This is a genomic window from Rhabdobacter roseus (assembly GCF_014202275.1).
Classification (GTDB): domain Bacteria; phylum Bacteroidota; class Bacteroidia; order Cytophagales; family Spirosomataceae; genus Rhabdobacter; species Rhabdobacter roseus.
Window position 1 is genome coordinate 797,630 of sequence record NZ_JACHGF010000001.1, and the last position, 20,221, is coordinate 817,850.

15 protein-coding genes are annotated in these 20,221 nt (G+C 56.7%); 8 read left to right on the top strand and 7 right to left on the bottom strand.

Translation table 11 applies throughout. The features are described from left to right. Positions 1-77: 77 nt before the first annotated feature. The 4 genes from HNQ92_RS03420 to HNQ92_RS03435 form a co-directional block, all read right to left on the bottom strand. Complete coding sequence (locus HNQ92_RS03420; protein WP_184170937.1) at positions 78-1,460, bottom strand: putative oxidoreductase C-terminal domain-containing protein; 1,383 nt, start codon at positions 1,458-1,460, stop codon at positions 78-80. A 261-nt stretch (positions 1,461-1,721) separates the two neighbouring features. Then, on the bottom strand, positions 1,722-3,197 hold the full coding sequence (locus HNQ92_RS03425; protein ID WP_184170940.1) for a DUF1501 domain-containing protein: 1,476 nt from the start codon (positions 3,195-3,197) through the stop codon (positions 1,722-1,724). A gap of 25 nt (positions 3,198-3,222) precedes the next feature. Next, a complete protein-coding gene (locus HNQ92_RS03430; RefSeq protein ID WP_246439550.1) occupies positions 3,223-6,408 on the bottom strand; it encodes a DUF1553 domain-containing protein in 3,186 nt (1,061 codons plus the stop codon). 203 nt (positions 6,409-6,611) lie between these two features. Then, a complete protein-coding gene (locus tag HNQ92_RS03435) occupies positions 6,612-7,475 on the bottom strand; it encodes an aldo/keto reductase (protein WP_184170946.1) in 864 nt (287 codons plus the stop codon). A 240-nt stretch (positions 7,476-7,715) separates the two neighbouring features. Between HNQ92_RS03435 and HNQ92_RS03440 the strand changes: the two genes are divergently transcribed. The 8 genes from HNQ92_RS03440 (at position 7,716) to HNQ92_RS03475 (ending at position 14,740) form a co-directional block, all read left to right on the top strand. Then, positions 7,716-8,444 carry a glycosyltransferase gene (locus HNQ92_RS03440; RefSeq protein ID WP_184170949.1) on the top strand — a complete coding sequence of 243 codons (729 nt, stop codon included), beginning with the start codon at positions 7,716-7,718 and terminating at the stop codon, positions 8,442-8,444. Positions 8,445-8,477: 33 nt separating this feature from the next. Further along, entirely contained in the window at positions 8,478-9,203 is a 726-nt protein-coding gene (locus HNQ92_RS03445) for a polysaccharide deacetylase family protein (RefSeq protein WP_184170952.1), read from the top strand. 154 nt (positions 9,204-9,357) lie between these two features. Further along, positions 9,358-10,107 carry a hypothetical protein gene (locus HNQ92_RS03450; protein WP_184170955.1) on the top strand — a complete coding sequence of 250 codons (750 nt, stop codon included), beginning with the start codon at positions 9,358-9,360 and terminating at the stop codon, positions 10,105-10,107. A gap of 59 nt (positions 10,108-10,166) precedes the next feature. Continuing rightward, positions 10,167-10,850 (top strand): hypothetical protein, encoded by a 684-nt coding sequence (locus HNQ92_RS03455; RefSeq protein ID WP_184170958.1) that lies wholly within the window; start codon positions 10,167-10,169, stop codon positions 10,848-10,850. A gap of 301 nt (positions 10,851-11,151) precedes the next feature. Continuing rightward, positions 11,152-12,171, top strand: coding sequence for a TlpA disulfide reductase family protein (locus HNQ92_RS03460; RefSeq protein ID WP_221307361.1), 1,020 nt, complete (start codon positions 11,152-11,154; stop codon positions 12,169-12,171). 230 nt (positions 12,172-12,401) lie between these two features. Continuing rightward, on the top strand, positions 12,402-12,980 hold the full coding sequence (locus HNQ92_RS03465) for a hypothetical protein (protein WP_246439556.1): 579 nt from the start codon (positions 12,402-12,404) through the stop codon (positions 12,978-12,980). Positions 12,981-13,071: 91 nt separating this feature from the next. Then, positions 13,072-13,608, top strand: coding sequence for a TetR/AcrR family transcriptional regulator (locus HNQ92_RS03470; protein WP_184170961.1), 537 nt, complete (start codon positions 13,072-13,074; stop codon positions 13,606-13,608). A 22-nt stretch (positions 13,609-13,630) separates the two neighbouring features. Further along, positions 13,631-14,740 (top strand): MBL fold metallo-hydrolase, encoded by a 1,110-nt coding sequence (locus HNQ92_RS03475; RefSeq protein ID WP_221307362.1) that lies wholly within the window; start codon positions 13,631-13,633, stop codon positions 14,738-14,740. A 138-nt stretch (positions 14,741-14,878) separates the two neighbouring features. On the opposite strand, the gene HNQ92_RS03480 is transcribed toward HNQ92_RS03475, so the two are convergent. From HNQ92_RS03480 to HNQ92_RS03490, 3 genes are all read right to left on the bottom strand, one after another. Next, entirely contained in the window at positions 14,879-15,322 is a 444-nt protein-coding gene (locus tag HNQ92_RS03480; protein WP_184170964.1) for a DUF4920 domain-containing protein, read from the bottom strand. Between the two features lie 139 nt (positions 15,323-15,461). Beyond that, positions 15,462-19,169 (bottom strand): DUF7948 domain-containing protein, encoded by a 3,708-nt coding sequence (locus HNQ92_RS03485; protein WP_184170967.1) that lies wholly within the window; start codon positions 19,167-19,169, stop codon positions 15,462-15,464. 81 nt (positions 19,170-19,250) lie between these two features. Beyond that, positions 19,251-19,871, bottom strand: a complete 621-nt coding sequence (locus HNQ92_RS03490; protein ID WP_184170970.1) for an ATP-binding cassette domain-containing protein — start codon at positions 19,869-19,871, stop codon at positions 19,251-19,253. Positions 19,872-20,221 lie beyond the last annotated feature (350 nt).

The window sequence follows — 20,221 nt, forward strand, 5'->3', positions numbered from 1 at the left end:
TGAAAAATGCGCCCGAAAGCTCGGGCGCACCAGGTTTCTTTGTCAACATCTTTGAAGGTACCTTACAGACGTTTGTCTTACTCCACCGTTGTGGCTTTTTCCAAAGCCTGGGTGGTGGTAAAGTACTTCGTGATCATGTTGGGTACTTCCCAGGCGGGTAGTTTGCCGTCTTTGAGGTACTCCATGTACTTCTCGGCTACCTGCCCGAAGTGCGCTTCGTGGCCTACTTCGTAGCGGTCAGGAATGACGAGCTGCCAGCCTTTATCATTCTTTTTCAGCTCAACGCCGGGGTACTTGCTCTCGATCTGGGCTACTTGTTGCTGAAGCGTTTTTTCGTAGTCAGCTCCCGGATTGATGGGCTCAATGTACACGACGGGTTTGAAGTTCTGCTCTTTTCCCTGCCGGATCACCAGGTTGGCCTTCGAGCCGCGCATGATGGAGTAGTGCGTATCGCCGGTACCTTCGGGAGCCCGGAAGTTCCACTTCACGATCACCCGCGCGTGAATGCCTTTGAGGGTGTAATTTATCTCGCCGTTGGCATACACGCTCAGGGTGCTGTCCTTCACATTTTGGGCCAGGTAGCTGGGGTACTCGTCGGCCTGCGTCACGAGCTTAAACTGGCTGGGCGTCATCTTGGTAGGGGAGCGCCGGGCCGAAAGTATCTGTACGTCTTTGCGGTAGTCGAGGGGCGTTTCGGGGAAGCTGGCCCACTGGATCAGGTCCACCAGGTGGGTGGTTACGTCCACGATGCCTTCGCCCTGCTGCTTCACGTCGAAAAACCAACTCGGCCGCACCAGCGGCGCACCAGACACGTACTTAAAGATATGGTGAATGCTTTCCTTCACCACGGCGGGCTCTTCCAAAGTACCCTTTTGGAGTTCTCCGAATACCTCCGGGAGCTGGGCCAGTTCGCGTTGGAGGGCGTTGGTGATCTCGTAGCGCTCGGTCATGATGTCGTAGAGCAGCACGTTGTTTTTCTCGGCGCTGGCAAAGGCTTCCCGCAGCAGCGCAAAGCCCTGCGCGTCGATGGCCATGGGCTTGTCGGCCAGGACGTTGAGGCCCGCATCAACCGATTGCTTGATGTACGACGTCTTCTTTTGGTTATTCCCGGCCAGCACCACCACGTTGCCGGGCTTGTCTTTCAGCATTTTTTCAAAGAAATCGTCACTGGTGTATACCTTTTCTTCCCAGCTAGTAGGGTTTTCCTCCCGCGAATTGTACTGATTGATCTTGTCGAGGTAGGCTTGCACGTCGGGCCCGGCGGGCGCGTATACGTGTACATGCGGGTCAATGGCCTCGTACATCGACTTCTGCACCAGAGCGGCGTGGAAGTGACCGGGATCGACCACCATGAGGCTCAGCGAGCCGGTACTTTCGTTGGCGGTTTTGGTAGAATTACAGCTTTGCATAAAAACCAGCGAGGTAGCTACGGCCAGGACGGGCAAATAGTTCTTGATCATGAACGAAATAAATAGAAATGAAGACAGACGAGGTACTTTACGAAGGTACCCTAAAAACAGGACGAAATTTAGGAAAGACACACTGACTTAGAAACTAAAAAACGCTTTTTTTAGGATTGAGCATACCCTTTAGAAGCGTGCAATTCCTCTGAAATCGAGCCAGATCCTTTACAGACTGACTATAAACGTGCGATTCATCCTGAATCGACCTTTTCCCCAGGTACTTTCCCGAAAAGAACGGAGCTATTGAAGTACCTTAATCTAAACCAAAATATCCTTGACTACGTGGCCGTGGACGTCGGTGAGGCGGTAGCGTCGGCCCTGGCTTTTGTAGGTAAACTGCTCGTGGTCGATGCCCAGCAGGTGCAGCAAGGTAGCCTGGAAGTCATGCACGTGCACCGGATTTTGAACCACATTGTGCGCAAAGTCGTCGGTTTCGCCGTAGACCAGCCCCGGCTTCACGCCCCCGCCTGCCATCCACATGGTGAAGGCCCCGGGGTGGTGGTCGCGGCCGAAGGCTTCGGGGGTGAGCTTGCCCTGGCAGAAGCTGGTGCGGCCAAATTCGCCGCCCCATACCACCAGCGTGTCGTCCAGCAGGCCGCGCATTTTGAGGTCTTGTACCAAAGCCGCCGAAGCCTGGTCGGTTTGGCGGGTGGCGTTGCGGATGCCCTTCGAAAGGCTGCCGTGGTGGTCCCAGCCCAGGTGATAGAGCTGGACGAAACGCACGTCCTGCTCGGCCAGCCGCCTTGCCAGCAGGCAGTTATACGCAAACGAGCCGGGTACTTTCACGTCGGGGCCGTACATGTCCAGGATGTACTGGGGCTCCTGCGAGATGTCCGTCACGCCCGGTACGGCGGCCTGCATCCGGTAGGCCATTTCGTACTGCGTCAGGCGTGAGTCTACCTCGGGGTCCTGCCAGGTTTCGTTTTGGAGAAGATTCAATTCTTTGATAAAATCCAACGCCCGGCGGCGGTCCATGCGATCGAGACCGCCCGTCGACGACAGGTACAGCACGGGATCTTTGCCCGACATAAACTGCACGCCCTGGTGGTGCGAAGGCAAAAAACCGTTGCTCCAGGCCGAGGAGCTGATGGGCTGGTCGCCGCCCCCTTTGGAGAGCATCACGATGAACGACGGCAGGTTTTCGTTCAAACTACCCAGCCCGTAGCTAAGCCAGGAGCCCATGCAGGGGCGGCCGCTGAGCTGGTTGCCGGTTTGCATAAAAACCATGGCGGGCTCGTGGTTGATCTGCTCGGTGTACATGGACTTGACCAGGCAAATATCGTCCACGATCTGGCCCGTGTAGGGAAGCAAATCGCTGATGTAGGTACCATTGGCCCCGCGCTGGCTGAAGGTGGCGGCGGGCTGGGCCAGCGGGAAACTGTACTGGTTGGAGACCATGCCCGAAATACGGTTTTTGCCCACCACCGACGGCGGAATTTCCTGACCGTGCATTTCGGTGAGCTTGGGCTTGTACTCGAAAAGCTCCATCTGCGACGGCCCGCCGCTCTGGAAGAGGTAGATGACCCGCTTGGCTTTGGGCGCAAAGTGCGGCTTGCCCAGCGGACGGTTTTCGTCGGGTACCTGGGCGGCTTCGGCGGCAGGGGTACTTTCGGAAGTACCTTTTTGACAACCCATGAGCGACTGGAGCACCAACGTACCCAGGCCCAGTACGCTGCCGCGCAGGAAGTCGCGCCGCTGCTGAGAAAGTAGTAGTTGCCGAAGTTCTTCGTTCATGGTATCGGTTGGTTTTTGGGGTACTTTATTTCCTGGTCATGTACTCGTCGGTATTCATTACGGCGGCGGCTACGCGGGCCAGCGCGGCGGTTTCGGGCGTGGCGTAGCCGGTGGGTAGGGGGCTGTAGCCTACCGCCAGGTACTCCTGTACTTTTTGCGGGGCCTGCCGTAGGGTTTGATACTCCGTTTGGTACATCCGCTCAAGTACCTTCAGCTCTTGGGCGTTGGGGGCGCGGCCCGTCAGCAGGCGGTAGCCGTGGCGCAGCTGGTCGTGGAGCTGGGAGGTACTTTCCCGCTGCATGCGCAGGGCCACAAAGCGGGCTGCTTCCACAAACTGCGGGTCGTTGAGCAGCACCAGCGCCTGCAAGGGCGAGCTCGACTGCACACGCTTCACGGCGCAGAAGTTGCGGTCGGGCGCGTCGAAGATCAGCATGGAAGGCGGCGGGGAGGTACGTTTCCATACGGTGTAGATGCTCCGCCGGTAAAGGCCTTCGCCCGGCTCCTCCAGGTACTTGTAGCGCCACGACTTGTCACTGAGCTCGTCCCAGAGGCCCGCGGGCTGGTAGGGGTACACGCTCTTGCCGCCGATTTTCCCGGCCAATAATCCGCCCGAAGCCAGGGCGTTGTCGCGAATCATCTCGGCGGGCATTCGGTAGCGCGACGCCCGCGCCAGCCATACGTTTTGCGGGTCTTTGGTCCGGTGCTCGGGCGTGATCCGGGAGCTCTGGCGGTAGGTAGCCGAAAGCAGCATCCTTTTTTGCAGGGCTTTCAGGTTCCAGCCCGAGGCCCGAAACTGTACGGCCAGGTAGTCGAGCAGCTCGGGATGCGAGGGTAGTTCGCCCTGGTTGCCGAAGTCGTCGGTGGTTTTGACCAGCCCGCGCCCAAAGTAAAACTCCCAGAAGCGGTTGACCGCCACGCGGGCCGTGAGTGGGTTTTCGGGCAGCAGCAGCCACTGGGCCAGGCCCAGGCGGTTTTTGGGTAAATTTTCGGGAAACGCCAGCAAAGAACCGGGGGTACTTGGGTACACGCGCTCGCCGTAGCTGTCGTACACGCCGCGTTCGAGCACGTGCGTAGGCCGGGGCTGGGGTAGTTCGCCCATGACCATCACTTCCGGGAGGGAGTCAAGCTCGGTGGTGAGCTGGTGGCGCAGCTTAAGAAGAGGCGTTTCGCGCGCGCTGAGGTACTTTTGGCGTTGGGAGGGCGGTGCGGCGGCTACTTTGTTTTTGGCCAAAAGGTACTTTACCTCCGAAGCCGACAGTTCGTTGTCGAAGAGCATGAATTCGTCCAGCTCCCCGCCGGGTAGCGAGCGGTCGAGGTCGCGCATCCCGATGCGTACGCCGTTGAAGCGGCTCGACTTATGGATGTTGGGCCGGGAGCGGATGTTCTTCACCAGGTGGTCGTACTCGGTGGTGGTAGGTACCTTTTGGCCGTCGAGGTACAGGCTCATCCCCGCGGCCCGGCTGGAGCCGTCGTAGCTGGCGGCGAGGTGGTACCAGCGGTTGGGCTGCAGCGCGGAGGTACTTAGCACGCTGAGGGCGTCGTGCGGGAAGGCGTGCATGAGCCGGAAATTGACTTTATTGTCTAATAAAATCAGATCGTAGCCCTGGTTGCCGTAGCGCCAGGTGTCGGTATGGTAAACGAGCGTGGCTTTGTCGTAGACCTCGGGTACCTTCACCCAAAGCGAAATGGCGAACGGCTCGTGGCGCTCAAAGTACCCCACTTTATAGGGCGGCAGGTTGAGGCGGGTATCGGCGTTTATTTTCAGGGATTGGCCAAGTACCCCTTCGCCCGCTTCGGCAAAAAGTACCTCGGCGGGGGTACTTGGGTCGGCCAGGTTTACAAACTGCTCCACCGCGCGCGGGGCACCTTTGGGCTGAGGTACCTGCTTTTTGATCAATTTCTCAAAAGCCAGGTGCGCTACCAGCTTCTGTCCCAGCGAGGTACCCGGCGCTGCGGAGGTACTTGGTACTTGAGGGACTTTTTTTTCCTGCTGCGCAATGTGCTTTTTGAGCTCGGCAATTTTACGGTCGTGCTCGGGCTGGGTGAGCAGCAGCGTGGGGCCGGGCACCACGTCTTCGCCGCCGTAGTTGGGGCTGCCTTTTTCGAAGGTACTGTTAAAAAATGCGTAGAGCGAGTAGTAATCCTTCTGGCTGATGGGGTCGTACTTGTGATCGTGGCACTTGGCGCACTCCACGGTCAGGCCCAGGAAGGCCTTACCGAGCGTATTGGTGCGGTCGGTGACGTACTCCACGCGGTACTCTTCCTCAATGATCCCCGCCTCGGAGTTCTGCTTGTGGTTGCGGTTGAAGCCCGTGGCCAGAATCTGCTCCTGCGTGGCGTTGGGCAATAAATCCCCGGCCAGCTGCCAGCTGATGAATTTATCAAACGAAAGGTTACGGTTGAAAGCCGAAATGACCCAGTCGCGCCAGGGCGACATGTCGCGGTGCTTGTCGTCGAGGTAGCCGTGGCTGTCGGCAAAGCGGGCCACGTCGAGCCAATAGGCCGCCATGCGCTCGCCGTAGCGCACCGAGCGCAGGTACTTGTCTACCATCTTTTCGTAGGCCTGCGGCGAAGTATCCTGCACGAAGGCGTCGATGTCGGCTAGGGTTGGGGGTAGGCCGGTGAGGTCGAAGCTCACCCGGCGGATCAGCGTTTCGCGGTCGGCCTCGGGCGAGGGCGCGAGCCCCTGCTTTTCCAGTTTATTCAGTACAAAATAGTCGATCTCGTTCTTGGGCCAGTCGCGTTGCTTTACTTTAGGTAGTTTGGGCTCCTGAGGAGCCACAAAAGCCCAGTGCGGCTTGTACTCGGCCCCCTGGTCGATCCAGCGCACCAGCGTGGCTTTTTCCAGGGGCGTGAGCGTCAGGTGCGACTCGGGCGTGGGCATCACGGCGTCGGGGTCGGTGGTCAGGATGCGGTATACCAGCTCACTGCGCGAGGGGCGCCCCGGCTCGATGGCCTTGCGGCCGCTTTCGGTTTGTTTGTGGTAGGCAAAATCGGCCAGATCGAGGCGCAGGTCGGCTTTTTGCTTGGCTTGGTCGGGTCCGTGGCAGGCAAAGCATTTGTCCGAAAGGATGGGCTTCACGTGCAGGTTGTAGTCTACCGCTTCGGGTACCTCCTCCATGGCCGCGGCTACTTCCTCGGGGAGGTCCACCGAGGAACAGGAGGCCGCGAGTCCGGCCAGCAGAAGCATGAGTAAGCTACGGTACAGCATTCGGTTCAATCTTCTCTTTCCTGAAATAAAAGAAACCATTCTGCCTTTCCTACTTAACGTCGAAAAGGCTGGACATGTACTTAGGGATTGATTTTTAGCCCGTTTGAAAAGAAAACAATCCGCCATGCAACGAGCGGGCGGATTGTCTCTAAGAAATAGAAAATGCGTCTGATGCAGAAAACAGACAAGAAAGTACCCCCAAACTACGTACGCGAAAGTACCTTAAGGTCTTCATCGTCCAGGTGAAGGCTGGCGGCGGCGGTGTTTTCTTCCAGGTGCTTCACTGAGCCCGTGCCGGGAATGGGCAGCATGGCGGGCGAGCGCTGCAACAGCCAGGCCAGCGCTACCTGGTAGCTGGTGGCCCGGTGCTTTTGGGCTACCTGCTCCAGGGCTTTCTCGGCCGCCAGATTCCCGCTCGCCAGCGGGTACCAGGGGATAAAAGCGGCCCCGTTTTGTGCGCACCAGTCCAGCACGTCGTTCCATTTTTGCTGCGCGAAGTTGTACATATTTTGTACCGAAACTACCTCCACGCCCAACTCCTGCGCCTGCCGGATCTGCGCCACCGACACCTCTGAGAGGCCCAGGTGCCGGATCAGGCCGCGGTCCTGCTGCTCTTTCAGGAAACCCAGCGTGTCTTCGATGGGTACTTCTGGATCAAAGCGGTGGAGTTGGTAGAGGTCGATGCGCTCCAGGCGCAGGCGCTTCAAACTACCCTCCAGCGCCTCGCGCAGGTGGTCGGGGTGGCCGTTGATGGGCCACTGGTTGGGGCCGGTGCGCGTGAGCCCGCCCTTGGTAGCAATCACCAGGTCGTCGGGGTAGGGGTGGAGCGCTTCGGCAATGAGCTCTTCTGAGATGTGCGGTCCGTAGCTGTCGGCGGTGTCGATGAAGTTAATGCCCAGGTCAAGGGTCCGTTTCAGGGTCCGGATGGCTTCGGTTTTATCTTTGGGCGGGCCCCAGATGCCCTCGCCCGTGATGCGCATGGCCCCGTAGCCCAAGCGGTTGACGGTCAGGTCGCTGCCCAGGGTTAAGGTACCGGCGGCGTCTGCCTGGCTGGTGTTTTTTTTCATGGTACTGAATCGATCGATGATTAGATGTGTTCCTTCAACTGTACCCTCCTTTGTTTTGTTTGGGGCGCTTGGGGGTACTTTCTGGGCAGCATTAAAAATTTCATTTATTTTCTAAGTTTATTTTAATTAAATTCTAAACTCTTTTTAAGTAAAGGAATGCACCTTTGGGCTTTAATTTACTTGGATCGGCATTTTGGATAATTAACTCGGATCTGTGTTTGGATGGTACCTGTAAGTGTTGTGATTATTACGTTCAACGAAGCCCATATTTTGGCTAAAACGTTGCAATCGGTAAGCTGGGCAAGCGAAATTATAATAGTGGACTCAGGAAGTACCGACGGTACCGTGGAGGTGGCGCGGGCGCACGGCGCACGGGTACTACACCGGGCTTTCGACGGCTACGGCGCGCAGAAGCACTTTGCGGTGCAGCAGGCCACCCACGACTGGATCTTGTCATTGGATGCCGACGAGCTGGTTTCGGAGGAGCTGGGGCGGGAGATCCGGGAGCTACTGCGTACTGAGCCGCCACACCGGGGCTACCGCTTCCCGATTTCGCTCGTCTTTATGGGGCGAATGCTGCGCTATTCGGGCGAATACAACAAAAAATTCCTGCGGCTCTTTGATCGCCGGGCCGGCAACTTCACCACCGACCAGGTACACGAGCGGATTCAGCTACAGGGTACCATAGGTACTTTGCAGCAGCGGGTGTACCACTACAGCTACGAAAATTTGTCGGACTTCCTGGAAAAACAAAACCGGTACAGCTCGCTTTCGGCCCAAAAGCTCCTTCTTAAGGGCAAAAAAGCCTCGGCTCTGAAAACGGTGCTGCGTTTTCCGCTTACATTTCTGCGCATTTATGTACTGCGCTTTGGGGTACTTGATGGCTACCCCGGCTTCATGTGGGCCATGGTGATGGCCGCTTTCACTACTACCAAGTACGCCAAGCTACGCGAAATTGCGCTTTCCTGAACTCCCAAAGTACCTACTAACGACGAGCCCGGTTTGAATAGCAAAGCGAGGGTGCGGGTGCTGATGTACCACAAAGTAAGTGTGCAACAGCCCGACTACCTCACCGTCACCACTGAGCAGCTACGCGCCCAGCTGGCACATTTGCGGCAGCAGCAGTACGAGTTTATTACGGTACAGCAATGGCTCGACGCCTGGCAAGGTACCTCATCGCTTCCCCCAAAGCCCGTGCTCCTTACCTTCGACGACGCCTACCAAACTACCCTTACGCTGGCCGCGCCGATACTGCAAGAATTTGGCGCCAAGGCCACCATCTTTGTGCCTACGGCCTACGTAGGCCAGCATTCGGACTGGGACCAGGAGGCGGCCGCGCCGCTGCTGTCGGTAGAAGCCTTGCGCGGGCTCGACCCCGGTGCCTTTGAACTGGGCCTACACTCGCATCATCACCAAAACTATAAGTACCTCCCGGCGGAAGAGATGGCGGCGGATCTGGCCGCCTGCCTGCGTTTTTTTGAAACGCACCAACTACCTTTTGTGCGCGCCCTGGCTTATCCCTACGGTGGGCGGCCTAAAGGTACCTTGGCGCGCGAAGCCATGCGGCGGCTGTTTCGGGAGAAAGGCATTGCGGCGGCTTTTCGGATTGGCAACCGCCTCAACCGCGCAGTACCTCCCGACCCCTACGAACTCAACCGGATCGACGTGCGGGGTACGGACTCCCCGGCGGCCTTTGCCCGGAAAGTACGCTGGGGGAAGTGGTTCTGAATCCTGGAATTCCTTTGGCTCAATTCCTCTTTTCTTTTAAAAAAACATTTTGCAAAATTTGCCACCCGTTTGGCTCGTTAGTAGGCTATTCCCTCCGCTGTGCCTAGTGCATTCGAACAGTACGCATGAGTATGATTGATTTTTGTCCGCTTCCATGTACCGACACCGTATTCGTTTTGTGAGCCTTACTATGCTTGTTGCTGCTTTGGGGCAGGTACTTCTTTCGGGCGGCGCTCTGGCCCAGGCGGCTGACTCGGCGGCGGTGGTGCGGGCCACCTGGCCCGTGAGCCTCGACAGCCGTACTTCGTTCATCGACAAGCGCCTGGTGAATGTCTGGGGCGCTAATATTGGTTATAGCTGGGGCAAGCGGCGGCACAAAGTGACGCTGGGGTACTATTGGCTGGGGTACCAGGCCTCGCGGCGGCTCATCGAATGGGAAAAAGACCAAGCGCTACGCTTTCATCCCAACTACTATACCCAAACCGACCTCTACTACGTAAGTCCGGTTTACTGGTACAATTTTGTCAATAACGACCGCTGGCGGCTAAGTGCGCCCGTGGGTGTGGGGTACGGACGGGCGCGGGCGCTGCGGCGTGAGTTACTAACCGAGGCCGAGGAGCCGCAGTTTGTGCAGCGGTACGGGTTTGTGCCTATTCACGTGGGCGGCTACGGCGAATGGAAAGCAACCCGCTGGGCGGGTATCAGCGCGCAGGTAGGCTACCGCTGGGCGCTCAACGGCCGCCGCCTTACCGACAACTTCAACGGCATGTACTACAGCGTGGGGTACTCGGTTTACACGGCTTTTTTTCGCGACTGGCACGCTTTCCTGTTCAAGAAGCAACGTTTGCGGTCGCCGTTCTGGCCCCGGCGTACTAAAAAAGCCGCCGAACCGGCTACGCCTTAGCGTTGGGAAAGTACCTCCCTAAACATTTGAGGGCTCTCCAGTGTTTGGTTACAACACCTATGAAAACATTCCCCCTTTTGGTTCTGCTGCTTTTTCTGCTGCCCTTCTTCAGCGGAAAGCATAGCCATGCCTGCGCACAGGATTCGCTGAGCCAGTGGAAAATTCACCTCGACCGCCGCGCCTCGTTTCTGGGAGGAAATAAGCTAAACCTCTGGGGAGGTAGCATAGGCCGTACCTGGGGTCCCATGCAGCACGAACTGACGCTGGGCTACTACTGGGCCGGTGGATTTGGACGGCGACAGCTCAGCCGGACCGCCCGCGAACGAGCCCTAGACCAGGGGTTGGACTACTACTACCGTTCCGACTTGTTTTTTGGACGCGTAGGCTACTGGCACAGCTTCTTAAACCGAAAGCGCTGGAAGATCGGGGCACCGGTGGAGCTGGGACTCGGCCGCGCCGTGGCCGAACGCTTCTCGCTGGACGAAGAAAGCCTGGGCCTGCCTGAGGAGCGCTACTGGGTAGTGCCATTATCGGTAGCGGGCTACGGCGAGTGGGTTGCTACGCGCTGGGTGGGGCTGGGGCTACAGGCAGGCTACCGCAGAGATCTGCAAAACCGCGTGCCGGTACCCATCAATGGCCTTTACTACCGCATTCGGGTGCTCGTGTACCTGGATACCTACTTCGACTGGCGTGATTTTGTGTTTCGGGGTAAGCCGCTGCGCTCGCCTTTTTTTAAAAAGTAGCTTATTGGTTTGGGATAGGAAATGGAACATTTTCATTTCAAAGTAGGATTGTGCTGTTTCAGCTTCAAAATTAGTAGTCTATAATTTTGGTAGATTTTGTAAACTACCTACCTTTACTTACTTTTTGAACAAAACGAAAAAAAGCCAGGTAGCAGAGTAACAGCTCATTGCCTCCACGCATGCTTCGTTTGGCCAAGGTACCTCCAGTTTTAAAGCAACGCGTAAGTACCCAACGCTTAATAAGACAGGTACCTCCAGACAGTCCATTAATCAGCAACCATACACCAAACAGCCATCCAGTATGAAACCAATGTACCAGTACCTGGCGGGGCTCTTGCTCCTAAGTACCTTGTCTTTTGCCCAGGGGCCAGCCAAAACACTCCAGATCGAGGGCCAGGTAGCGGGCGTGCAAGAGGGCGTCATCTACCTGCAAAAGTTTCAGGATAAGAAATTTGTAAAAATAGATTCCAGCGCAATCAAAGGCGGGAAATTTAAGTTCTCTCCCGCGCTGCAGGTACCTGAGCTCTACAGCCTCACGCTGGACGAAAAGAAATCGCCCTACTACCTGTTTCTGGACGAGTCCGACAAAGTTACGGTGGCATTTGACACGGCGGCTTACTACCGAAACACCCAGGTACAGGGCTCCGCCTCACAGGCGTTGTACCTCGCTTACGAGCAAATGGAAGACGTCAAGATTGATGAATTCATCCGGCAGCATCCGCGCTCGCTGGTGTCGGCCTACGCGCTGTACCGGCATTTTTCGTACCGGCTGAGCCCCCAGGAGCTGGAGAGCAATGTCGCCTTGCTGGACGCTTCGCTGCATAACACTCCCTACATCCAAACGGTACGCGAGCTGATCGTGATCGGCAAGCGGGTGCAGGTAGGTAATCCGGCCATTGACTTCGTGATGAACGATACGGAGGGGAACCCGCTACGGCTGTCGGACCAGTACGGGGGGTACTTGCTGGTAGACTTCTGGGCGGCCTGGTGTGGGCCGTGCCGGCGAGAGAACCCCAACGTGGTGAAGGTCTACCAAAAGTACAAAGACCGGGGCTTCAGCGTACTGGGCGTATCGCTGGACCGCAGCAAAGAAAGCTGGCTGAAGGCCATTGAGAAGGATAACCTTACCTGGAAGCACGTGTCAGACCTGGCCTACTGGGACAGCGCCGCGGCCAAGCTGTATGGCATCCGGGCCATTCCGGCCAACTTCCTGCTGGACCCCAACGGCGTCATTGTGGCCCGTAACCTTCGGGCCGAAGAGCTGGAGGAGACCATCGAAAAGCTACTCGGCCAGAAGGAAACGAGCCAGGGCTCCAAATAAAAGCGGAGGTACTTGTAAGGTTTTCTATGAATCCCTTTTGCGAGAGGCGCTATCACCTCCGGCAAGAGGGATTTTTTTATATAAAGTACCTACCCAAAGTACCCCCCAAAACATACCAAATAAAGCTCTTTCGCATACAAAAAAGTACCGTTGGCAGGTAAACGGATTTGCAGCGGCTATTTTATTCTGAGGGAAGTACTACTATTGTGGGTAAATTAATGATCCTCAAAATGATAGCCCGCTCTGTATCCGCCCAGCCTGCTGGTACTTTTACTTCCAAACGAGGGTACTTTTGGGTAAGGAAAAGACTTGTTCTGCTAGCTCTGCTGGCCGTGGGTGTTTCGGTAGCCAAACTACCCGCCCAAACCCTCGCGCCCAAAGAGCCCCACATGGCGGGTTACGCCAGCTTTCTCCACCCGCTGGTAACGTTTAGCAAAGGTACTACGACGACCAACTTCAGTCCGGCCTACGTAGTAGGAGTGCCCATGGGGATCAACCTCTGGAAAAGTACCCACTTTGGTTTTTCGTTCGAGATCACGCCCTTCATACGGGCCGAAAACGGCATGAGCCGGATGTCAAATATCCTCTTTCATCCGGGGCTGCTGGTCAGCCTGGGCCACGGCTTCACGTTTGTGGGTCGGGCCGCTTTTGAAACCAACGGGCGCTACGGCTTCACGCCTGTGCTGAACAAAACCGTGATCCACGGCCAAAACATCAACTACTTCGTGGGTATGCCGATACCGATTCGCTTCGGCAACAACGCCCCCGCTTCCCTGACCATTGGTCTGCTCACGGGCATTACTTTCTAAGCCCGCTGAGCCGTTCATCACATTTAGGTACTTCCTGCTTGCGCAACTGGTTGCGTTGTGTCACTTTTGTAAGTGAGTACTCACTTTTCTTATGGCCAAAAAGAAAGCATTGATTTTAGAAGCCGCGCTTCGGCTTTTTGCGGAGCTGGGCTTCGACGCTACCCCCACGAGCCAGATTGCCCGCGAGGCCGGGGTGTCGGAAGGGCTGGTATTTCGGCACTTTACGAGCAAGGACGGCCTGATGGACGCCATTCTGGCCCTGGCCGATGAGCGCATGAAAAAGCAGGTAGCCGCCATTGCCCGCCTGCCGGAGCCGCTGGCGCAGATCCACGCCGTGATCGAACTACCCGGCAGGTTGCTGGGTGAAGAGCGGGAGTTCTGGAAGCTGCAATTTTCGCTCAAGTGGCAAAAAAAGTACCGCAACCAGTCCTACCAGCCCAGCGCGCACCACCTCGAGCTCGTGCAGATCGCGGCTCAGGCCTTCGAAAAGCTTGGGTACCCCGAGCCCGAAAAGGAGGTGGGCCTGCTGGTGCTGCTGCTGGACGGGCTGAGCAATCAGCTGCTTTCGCAGCCGGAGGGTAGTTTCGATACCACGCTGGTGGATTTTTTGAAATCAAAATACCAATGAAATTAAGCTTGTAAGGTACTTTATGCTCAACCTCCTCAAAAAAATTGTGTTTTACACCCTGGCCGGAACCCTGCTTCTGAGCCTTATTCTCATTCTCTTTATGCAACAAAAACAATTTGGTAAAAACCCTACGGGTACCCGGCTGGAACGGGTACAGCAGTCGCCCAACTACCGCGACGGGGCCTTTCAGAACCAGAGCCCTACGCCCGACCTGGCCGAAGGCGTTACCTATTGGCATATCCTGCGGCAGTACTTCAAGAAAGTAGAAGGCAAAGAACCGCTCGATACGCTGCCTTCGGTGAAAACCGACCTGAAGGTACCTTTGGCCGAAGCGCCCACGCTGGTGTGGTTTGGACATTCGTCGTACTTCATCCGGCTGGGTGGAAAAACCATCCTGGTAGACCCCGTGCTGAGTGGCTACGCGTCGCCGGTGTCGTTCTTTGGTAAAAACTACCTGGGCAGTAACGTGTACTCGGTGGATGATTTCCCGGAAATCGACGTCCTCATTATTACCCACGACCACTACGACCACCTGGACTACCAGACGGTCCTGAAGCTGAAATCCAAGGTAAAAAAAGTGGTTACTTCGCTGGGTGTGGGTGCGCACCTGGTGCACTGGGGCTACGACGAAGCCCTGATCTCGGAGCTGGACTGGTACGAGGAAGTAGCCGTAGATAGTACCCTCAAGCTCACCGCCGCCCCGGCGCGGCACTTTTCGGGGCGTAGCCTCAAACGCAACCAGACGCTCTGGTCGTCTTTTATGCTGCAAACGCCCGAGCATAAGATCTACCTGGGCGGTGACTCGGGCTACGACAAGCACTTTAAGGAGCTGGGCCAGCAGTACGGGCCTTTCGACCTGGCCGTGCTAGAATGCGGGCAGTACAACGCCTACTGGAAGTACATCCACATGATGCCCGAAGAAACCGCCCAGGCGGCCCTGGACCTGCGGGCCAAGGTACTTATGCCCGTACACTGGAGCAAGTTTACGCTGGCCCTGCACCCCTGGAACGAGCCCATCGAGCGGGTCACGAAGCAAGCGCAGACGCTGGGACTGCCTATCACCACTCCCAAGATTGGCGAAGCGGTGATCCTGGGCGAAAAGTACCCCGCGGAGAAGTGGTGGCGGCGCTGAGGTACCGGTGACTTCACCTACGAACTGGAATTTTTCGGAATCAGATTCCGAAAAATTCCTATATTCTTGCCTAATTCATTTAATCGACCCGGCTTTTCAGGTATCGGGTTCGATTCATAACACCGTAAAAAAGGTACCTTACTTCACAATCACGCCGTCAGCTACGAAGGTTAGCTCCTGCTTAGGTTCGGTAATTTTGGCAATTTCTTCCTTGCTTTTACCGGCGTCTTCGGCGTAGTGCTGCTGATCCGCCACCGAGATCACGCTTTTCTGCGCCAGGCCTTCGGCTACGACCGTTTTGCCCACGATGTCCTTGGGTACAAAAAAGCCGTAGTCTTTGAACGTCACGCGCATGGTTTCGCCGTTATCCAGTTTCATTTTCATCCAGCAGCCTTTGGCCTGGCACACCGACTCCACGGTACCCGTTACTTTGGTGTCCATTTTTTCTTTGCTCCCCATTTTGTCGGGTAGTTCAGCCGCGGCGATGGCTTTCTTGTCGTTGATTTTTTTGCCGAAATGCTCCTGGGCCGACGCGTAGCTGGCCAGCGACAAACAAAGCAGCAGAGTGAAAACACTTTTCATAAGTACCTGTATGGTTTAAAGTTGACGACTAATGATTTCTTATTCTTTAAGGAACGAAACATAACGCAAAAATAGTCATTCGTGAGGTGTTGCCACAGGAACAGGGATTCTTTTTCGTATTCGTATAAGTACCCTTCTTTCAATCCAGTACCTGCAGCCAGCCTTTGCAGCGGTTGCCCTGGGGCGTTACGATCTCGTAGAAGTAGGTACCGTTGGTCACGCCTTTGCCCCAGTCGTTCTGGTAGCTGGGGGTTTTGAGGAGCCGGTTGCCCCAGCGGCTGTAAATCTCCAGCGAGGAGTTGGCTACGGGTACCACAAAAGTCTCGTTTTTGCCGTCGCCATTAGGCGTAATGACATTCGGCAGAATCAGCGGCGGCTCGGCCACCATGGCCCGGCTGAGGGTAAGGGAGCAGCCGGATTTGTTATACACCGTGAGCGAGACCTCGTAAGTACCGGGCGGATCGTATACCATATTCTCGATGTCCTTGGTAGCCATGCTATTTCCCATTCCCACGTTCCACTCGTAGCGCTCGGCGTTGGCGGTGCGGTTTAGAAACTGGTACCGGATGGGCTCGCTACAGGCCGCTCCCGAAGGTACTATGTCAAAAGCGGGCTCGTAGGAGCGGTCGATCTGGATGGTGACCTGCTTGCTGGGGCGGCAGCCGTCGGCGTAGGTCCCTACTACGGTGTAGGTGGTGGTGCTGCTGGGCCTGGCCGTGACGGTCGCGCCCGTAGTGGCGCTCAGGGTGGAGTCGCCGGTCCAGGTGTATTGTACCGCACTGCCTGATGCCTGGAGGGTAGTAGACTGCCCGGCGCAGGCCAGCGCATCGGGGCTCACCGAGAAGTCGGGCTTGCTGTCGTCTACGGTAATGGTGATTTGTTTTTGGGGCGCGCAGCCGTCGGCATACTGGCCTTCTACAATGTAGGTAGTAGTCTGGCCTGGTGTAGCCACAATTTGGGTACCTACCGTGTCGCTGAGGGTAGTTGGGGGCGACCAGCGGTAGCGCTGGGCCGAACCGCCCACGCGGAGCGTCACCGACTGCCCCGTACAGACGGTCGTGTCCAGGCTAGCCACAAAATCGGGCTTGTTGTCGTCGATGGTTACCGTGACGGTCTTGTTCACCACGCAGCCCGATTCGTCCTTCACCGCCACCTGAAAAGGGGTAGTTTGGCTTACGGTAGCGATGGGGTTGGGGCTGGTGGGGTCACTGAGGCCCAGGGCGGGCGTCCAGCTGTACTGGGTACCCCCACTGGCCGACAGCGAAACGGGCTTGTTTTTACAAACGGTGGTGTCGCCTTTGGCGAGGGCGTTCAGGCTCGAAACCTTGATGGTCCGCGTCGCGACGTCCATGCGGGTACAGGTCAGGAGGTTGAAGGCTTTCAGCGTGACGGTATATTCGCCCGCCTGCTGGAAGGTATATTCCGATTGGTTGGCGTCGCGGGAGAAGCCGTTGCCGTTCACTTCCCAGGTGTATTCTACACCTCCTACGCTGGTATTGACAAACGAAAGCTTGAGTGGCGCGCAGCCTTGCACCACGTCTTTTCGGGTACCTTCGTACACGTCGAAGGCCGCCTTGAGGCGGTCGATGTCGATTTTAAAGGCCGCGTTATTACAGTTATCGCTTCGGTTGGCGGTCGACCAGGCGTTGGGGGTAGTGGGAAAACCCGCGCGCTCGCAGGCGCAGGTAGCGTGGTAGATCACCCCGTTCTTGTCGAAGCGACTGGTACCGCCGTCGACGTGGTCTCCCCGAATATCGTTGGGATTGCTAGGCGTAATGTTGCCAAAGTACGTAGCGTACAGCAGCGACTTGGCCCCGGCTTCCAGGATGGCGATGTAAAAATTATTTCCGTTGGTGGTACGTTGCAGAGCGTCGGTGGTGACGGCCATGCCCGCGGTGCTGCTGGAGACGTTGTGGTTGGTACGTACGTTCACCGCGCCGCCCCAGCCCGACAGGTAGATGTTGCCGCACTCGTTGACGAGCAGTGCCGTGGGCGAAATGTCGGGCGTACCCCGCCGCGAACCAATGACGGTGGAGAAAATGGTTCTGGACAGGCTAGGGTCCAGGGCGTGGATAAACTGCCCGCTGTTGGCATTGCTGTACACGCCCGCACTCACGGGGTAGTTACCCCGGCTGAGCCCTACCACGTGCACGTTGCCGCTAGGGTCGAGGTCGAGTAGGTAGGCACCGTCGGCGGCGTCGGTACCCAGGTAGGTTACCTGTACCAGCTTTTGGTTGTTAAAGCGGGCTACGAAGGCGTCTTCGGTACCTTTAAGCGCGGGCTGTAAGGCTCCGCTTTGTACGGGCAAGTCCACGCTTTTGGTGATGCCGGTAATGTACAAATCGCCCTCGGGGGTAGGTTTCAACGAAAAGGCCGCGTCGAACTCGTTGCCGCCAAAGTAGGTACTCCATTGCAGGGTACTTAGGTCCGAAGAGAGCTGCATCAGCACGGCATCCTGGCGGCCTTTGAGGGTACTTTGGACGGGGTTGCGCAGCGGAAAATTATCTGAGTTGGTAGAAGAAACCACCAGTACGTTGTCGTCTTTATCCACCACCACTTCGCCCCGGAAGCTATCGCCGTAGTTTTTGATCTGTACGTTAATAACGCTGCTGAGGCCGTCATTGCCGCGGCCGCCCACGTAGGTAGATCCCAGCAGGGTACGTCCGTCGCTGCTGAGCTTGGATACGAAAATATCGCTGCCATTGAGCAAATCAAGGCCACTGATGGGGCTAATACCGGCCCCGCCTCCGAAGCTCCGCTGAAAGGCCGTAGGTGTGGTGGCAAAATTAGTAGAAGAGGTGGTGCCGTAGATCAGTAGCTCGCCCTTGGCGTTCACGATCAGGCTGTTGGGGATGTCGGTGCTATTGCCGCCCAGGTAGGTTGCGTAGAGCAGCTGGGTACCTTCCGGGTTGAACTTCATGATGGCGGCGTCTACCAGGCCGGCAAACTGTACCTGGTAAGCGCCCGTCGTGACCGGGAAGCTGGCTCCGAACACGGTACCTCCCGAGTACAGATTGCCGGCCGCGTCGTAGGTGGCGGTGTGGCCCCAGTTGTCGGGCAGGGAGCCCGAGTAGGTCGAGAAGATCAGCTCGGGATCGATCGTGAGCGGGTGCGCGTGGTTGTAGTCGGCGGGCAGCGTGAAGCGAAGTACCTTGTCTTCCAGCGTAAAGCGGGAGGGTACTTCCAGGGTACGTCCGTCGATCTCCTGAAAGGAGTACGGCTTGGCTTCTTTGAACTCACCCACGCTGGTTTTTACCACGGCCTGCCCGTGCTCGTTGAGCGAGAGATTCGACGCCCCTTCGTAGGCTAGCTTGATGCGCGAAGCATCCGCGCCGGGCTGCACAATGAACTCGTACTTGAGTGTAAACTGGTAGGCGTAAATCCGCAGGTCGATGCCTGGGTACAAGTTTTTGTAAAGTACCTCCCCAAAGGCCGATACCCCGCTCGCCCAGCGGCTGGGGTCATTGCCCACGAAGTAGTTGGCCGTAGAAGCATGGGGATGAAGCGTGGCGTGGGAAACGCCCGGGTTACTACCCTCAAAGCGCACCTCCACGCCATGAGCCCGGATGGAGGACGGCGTAAAGGGAAGCGGCCTCGCGCGCGGATCTTCTTCGGGTAGGGTACTTTTGCCGTGCCGGGACGTGATCTCGTGGGCGTCATAAAGTACGTACACCAGGGATTGTTTTTTCAGAAAAAGAAACCCGCCGGGCAAATCCGCCCTGAAAAGTACCTCCTGGTCCCACTGCCCCCGGTTCTGCACGAAACGCAGGCCTTCGGCAACTACTCCTCCTACCGTTCCCCAAACCAATAAGCCAAGTAAGCCAATACGTTGTAAAGTTTTCATCATACCAATACTGCTGACTGCTAATTATCTGACCAAATTACGAAAGTCAGACCAAAAAGCCCACCCAATGGTTGGAACTACTTGCTATTTAAATGCCGAAACGGAAATGATATTTTCACAAAACTCGTATTCCTGGGGCTGGTTGGAGCCCAGTAGAACCAACTGGCTGCCCACGATGGAGGTTACGTGGTCCAGGTACCAGCGGGTACCCTGGGCGTCGAGGTTGGAGGTAGGTTCGTCCAGAAAAACCACCGGAACGTCCGAAAGAAACGCCAGCCCCAGCTTAACGCGCTGCTTCATGCCCGACGAAAAGTGCCGGATCAGCTTGTAACGGGCCGGTACCAGCTGCACGAAATCCTCGAAGTCGGCGGCGGAAGCATTATTTTTCAAAGGCTTAAACTTTCGGTGGAAATCGACGAGCTCGCGCAGCGTGAACTCCTCGATGAGCTCCAGGTAGGGTGCGGCCAGGACCAGGTACTTGTACCAGCCGTCGATTTCCAGTTCCTGGCCGTTGGGCCGCAGGTACTTGATGGTACCTTCCGAGGCCGGTACCATGCCCGTCAGGAGTTGAAGAAGCGTGGATTTGCCGCTCCCGTTGGGGCCCACGAAGGTGTAGCTCTGGCCGGTATGGAGGTCCAGGCCTACGCCCCGCACGATCCACTCCGCTACGAATTTCTTACCGACTTCTTGGGCTATAATTTGCACTTTACGGATAAAGTAGGATCAGGATTTTGGAAAACTGCGTACGAATTTACGGAGAATCCTTCATTTAGAGGGGTAAACTCAAACGAAGAATTAAAACGAATATAAAAAAACAACGTAAGGAACTCCCCGGCGGTATCGCTCCGGGTTTCCTAAGTAGTCGGGGCGCAGGTACCTCTGAAGGTACTTTGGCAAAAAGAAAAGTACCGGGGCGCCGCCGCCCTTCAGAGCGGGAACCGTACCGAAATAGGGTACCTGTAGGTACCTGGCGGCGTGGAAACACCTACGATGATAAGGTACCCCCGGAGGTACTTTTTAACAAAAAAACCACGAAGCAGGTACTTGCTCAGTGG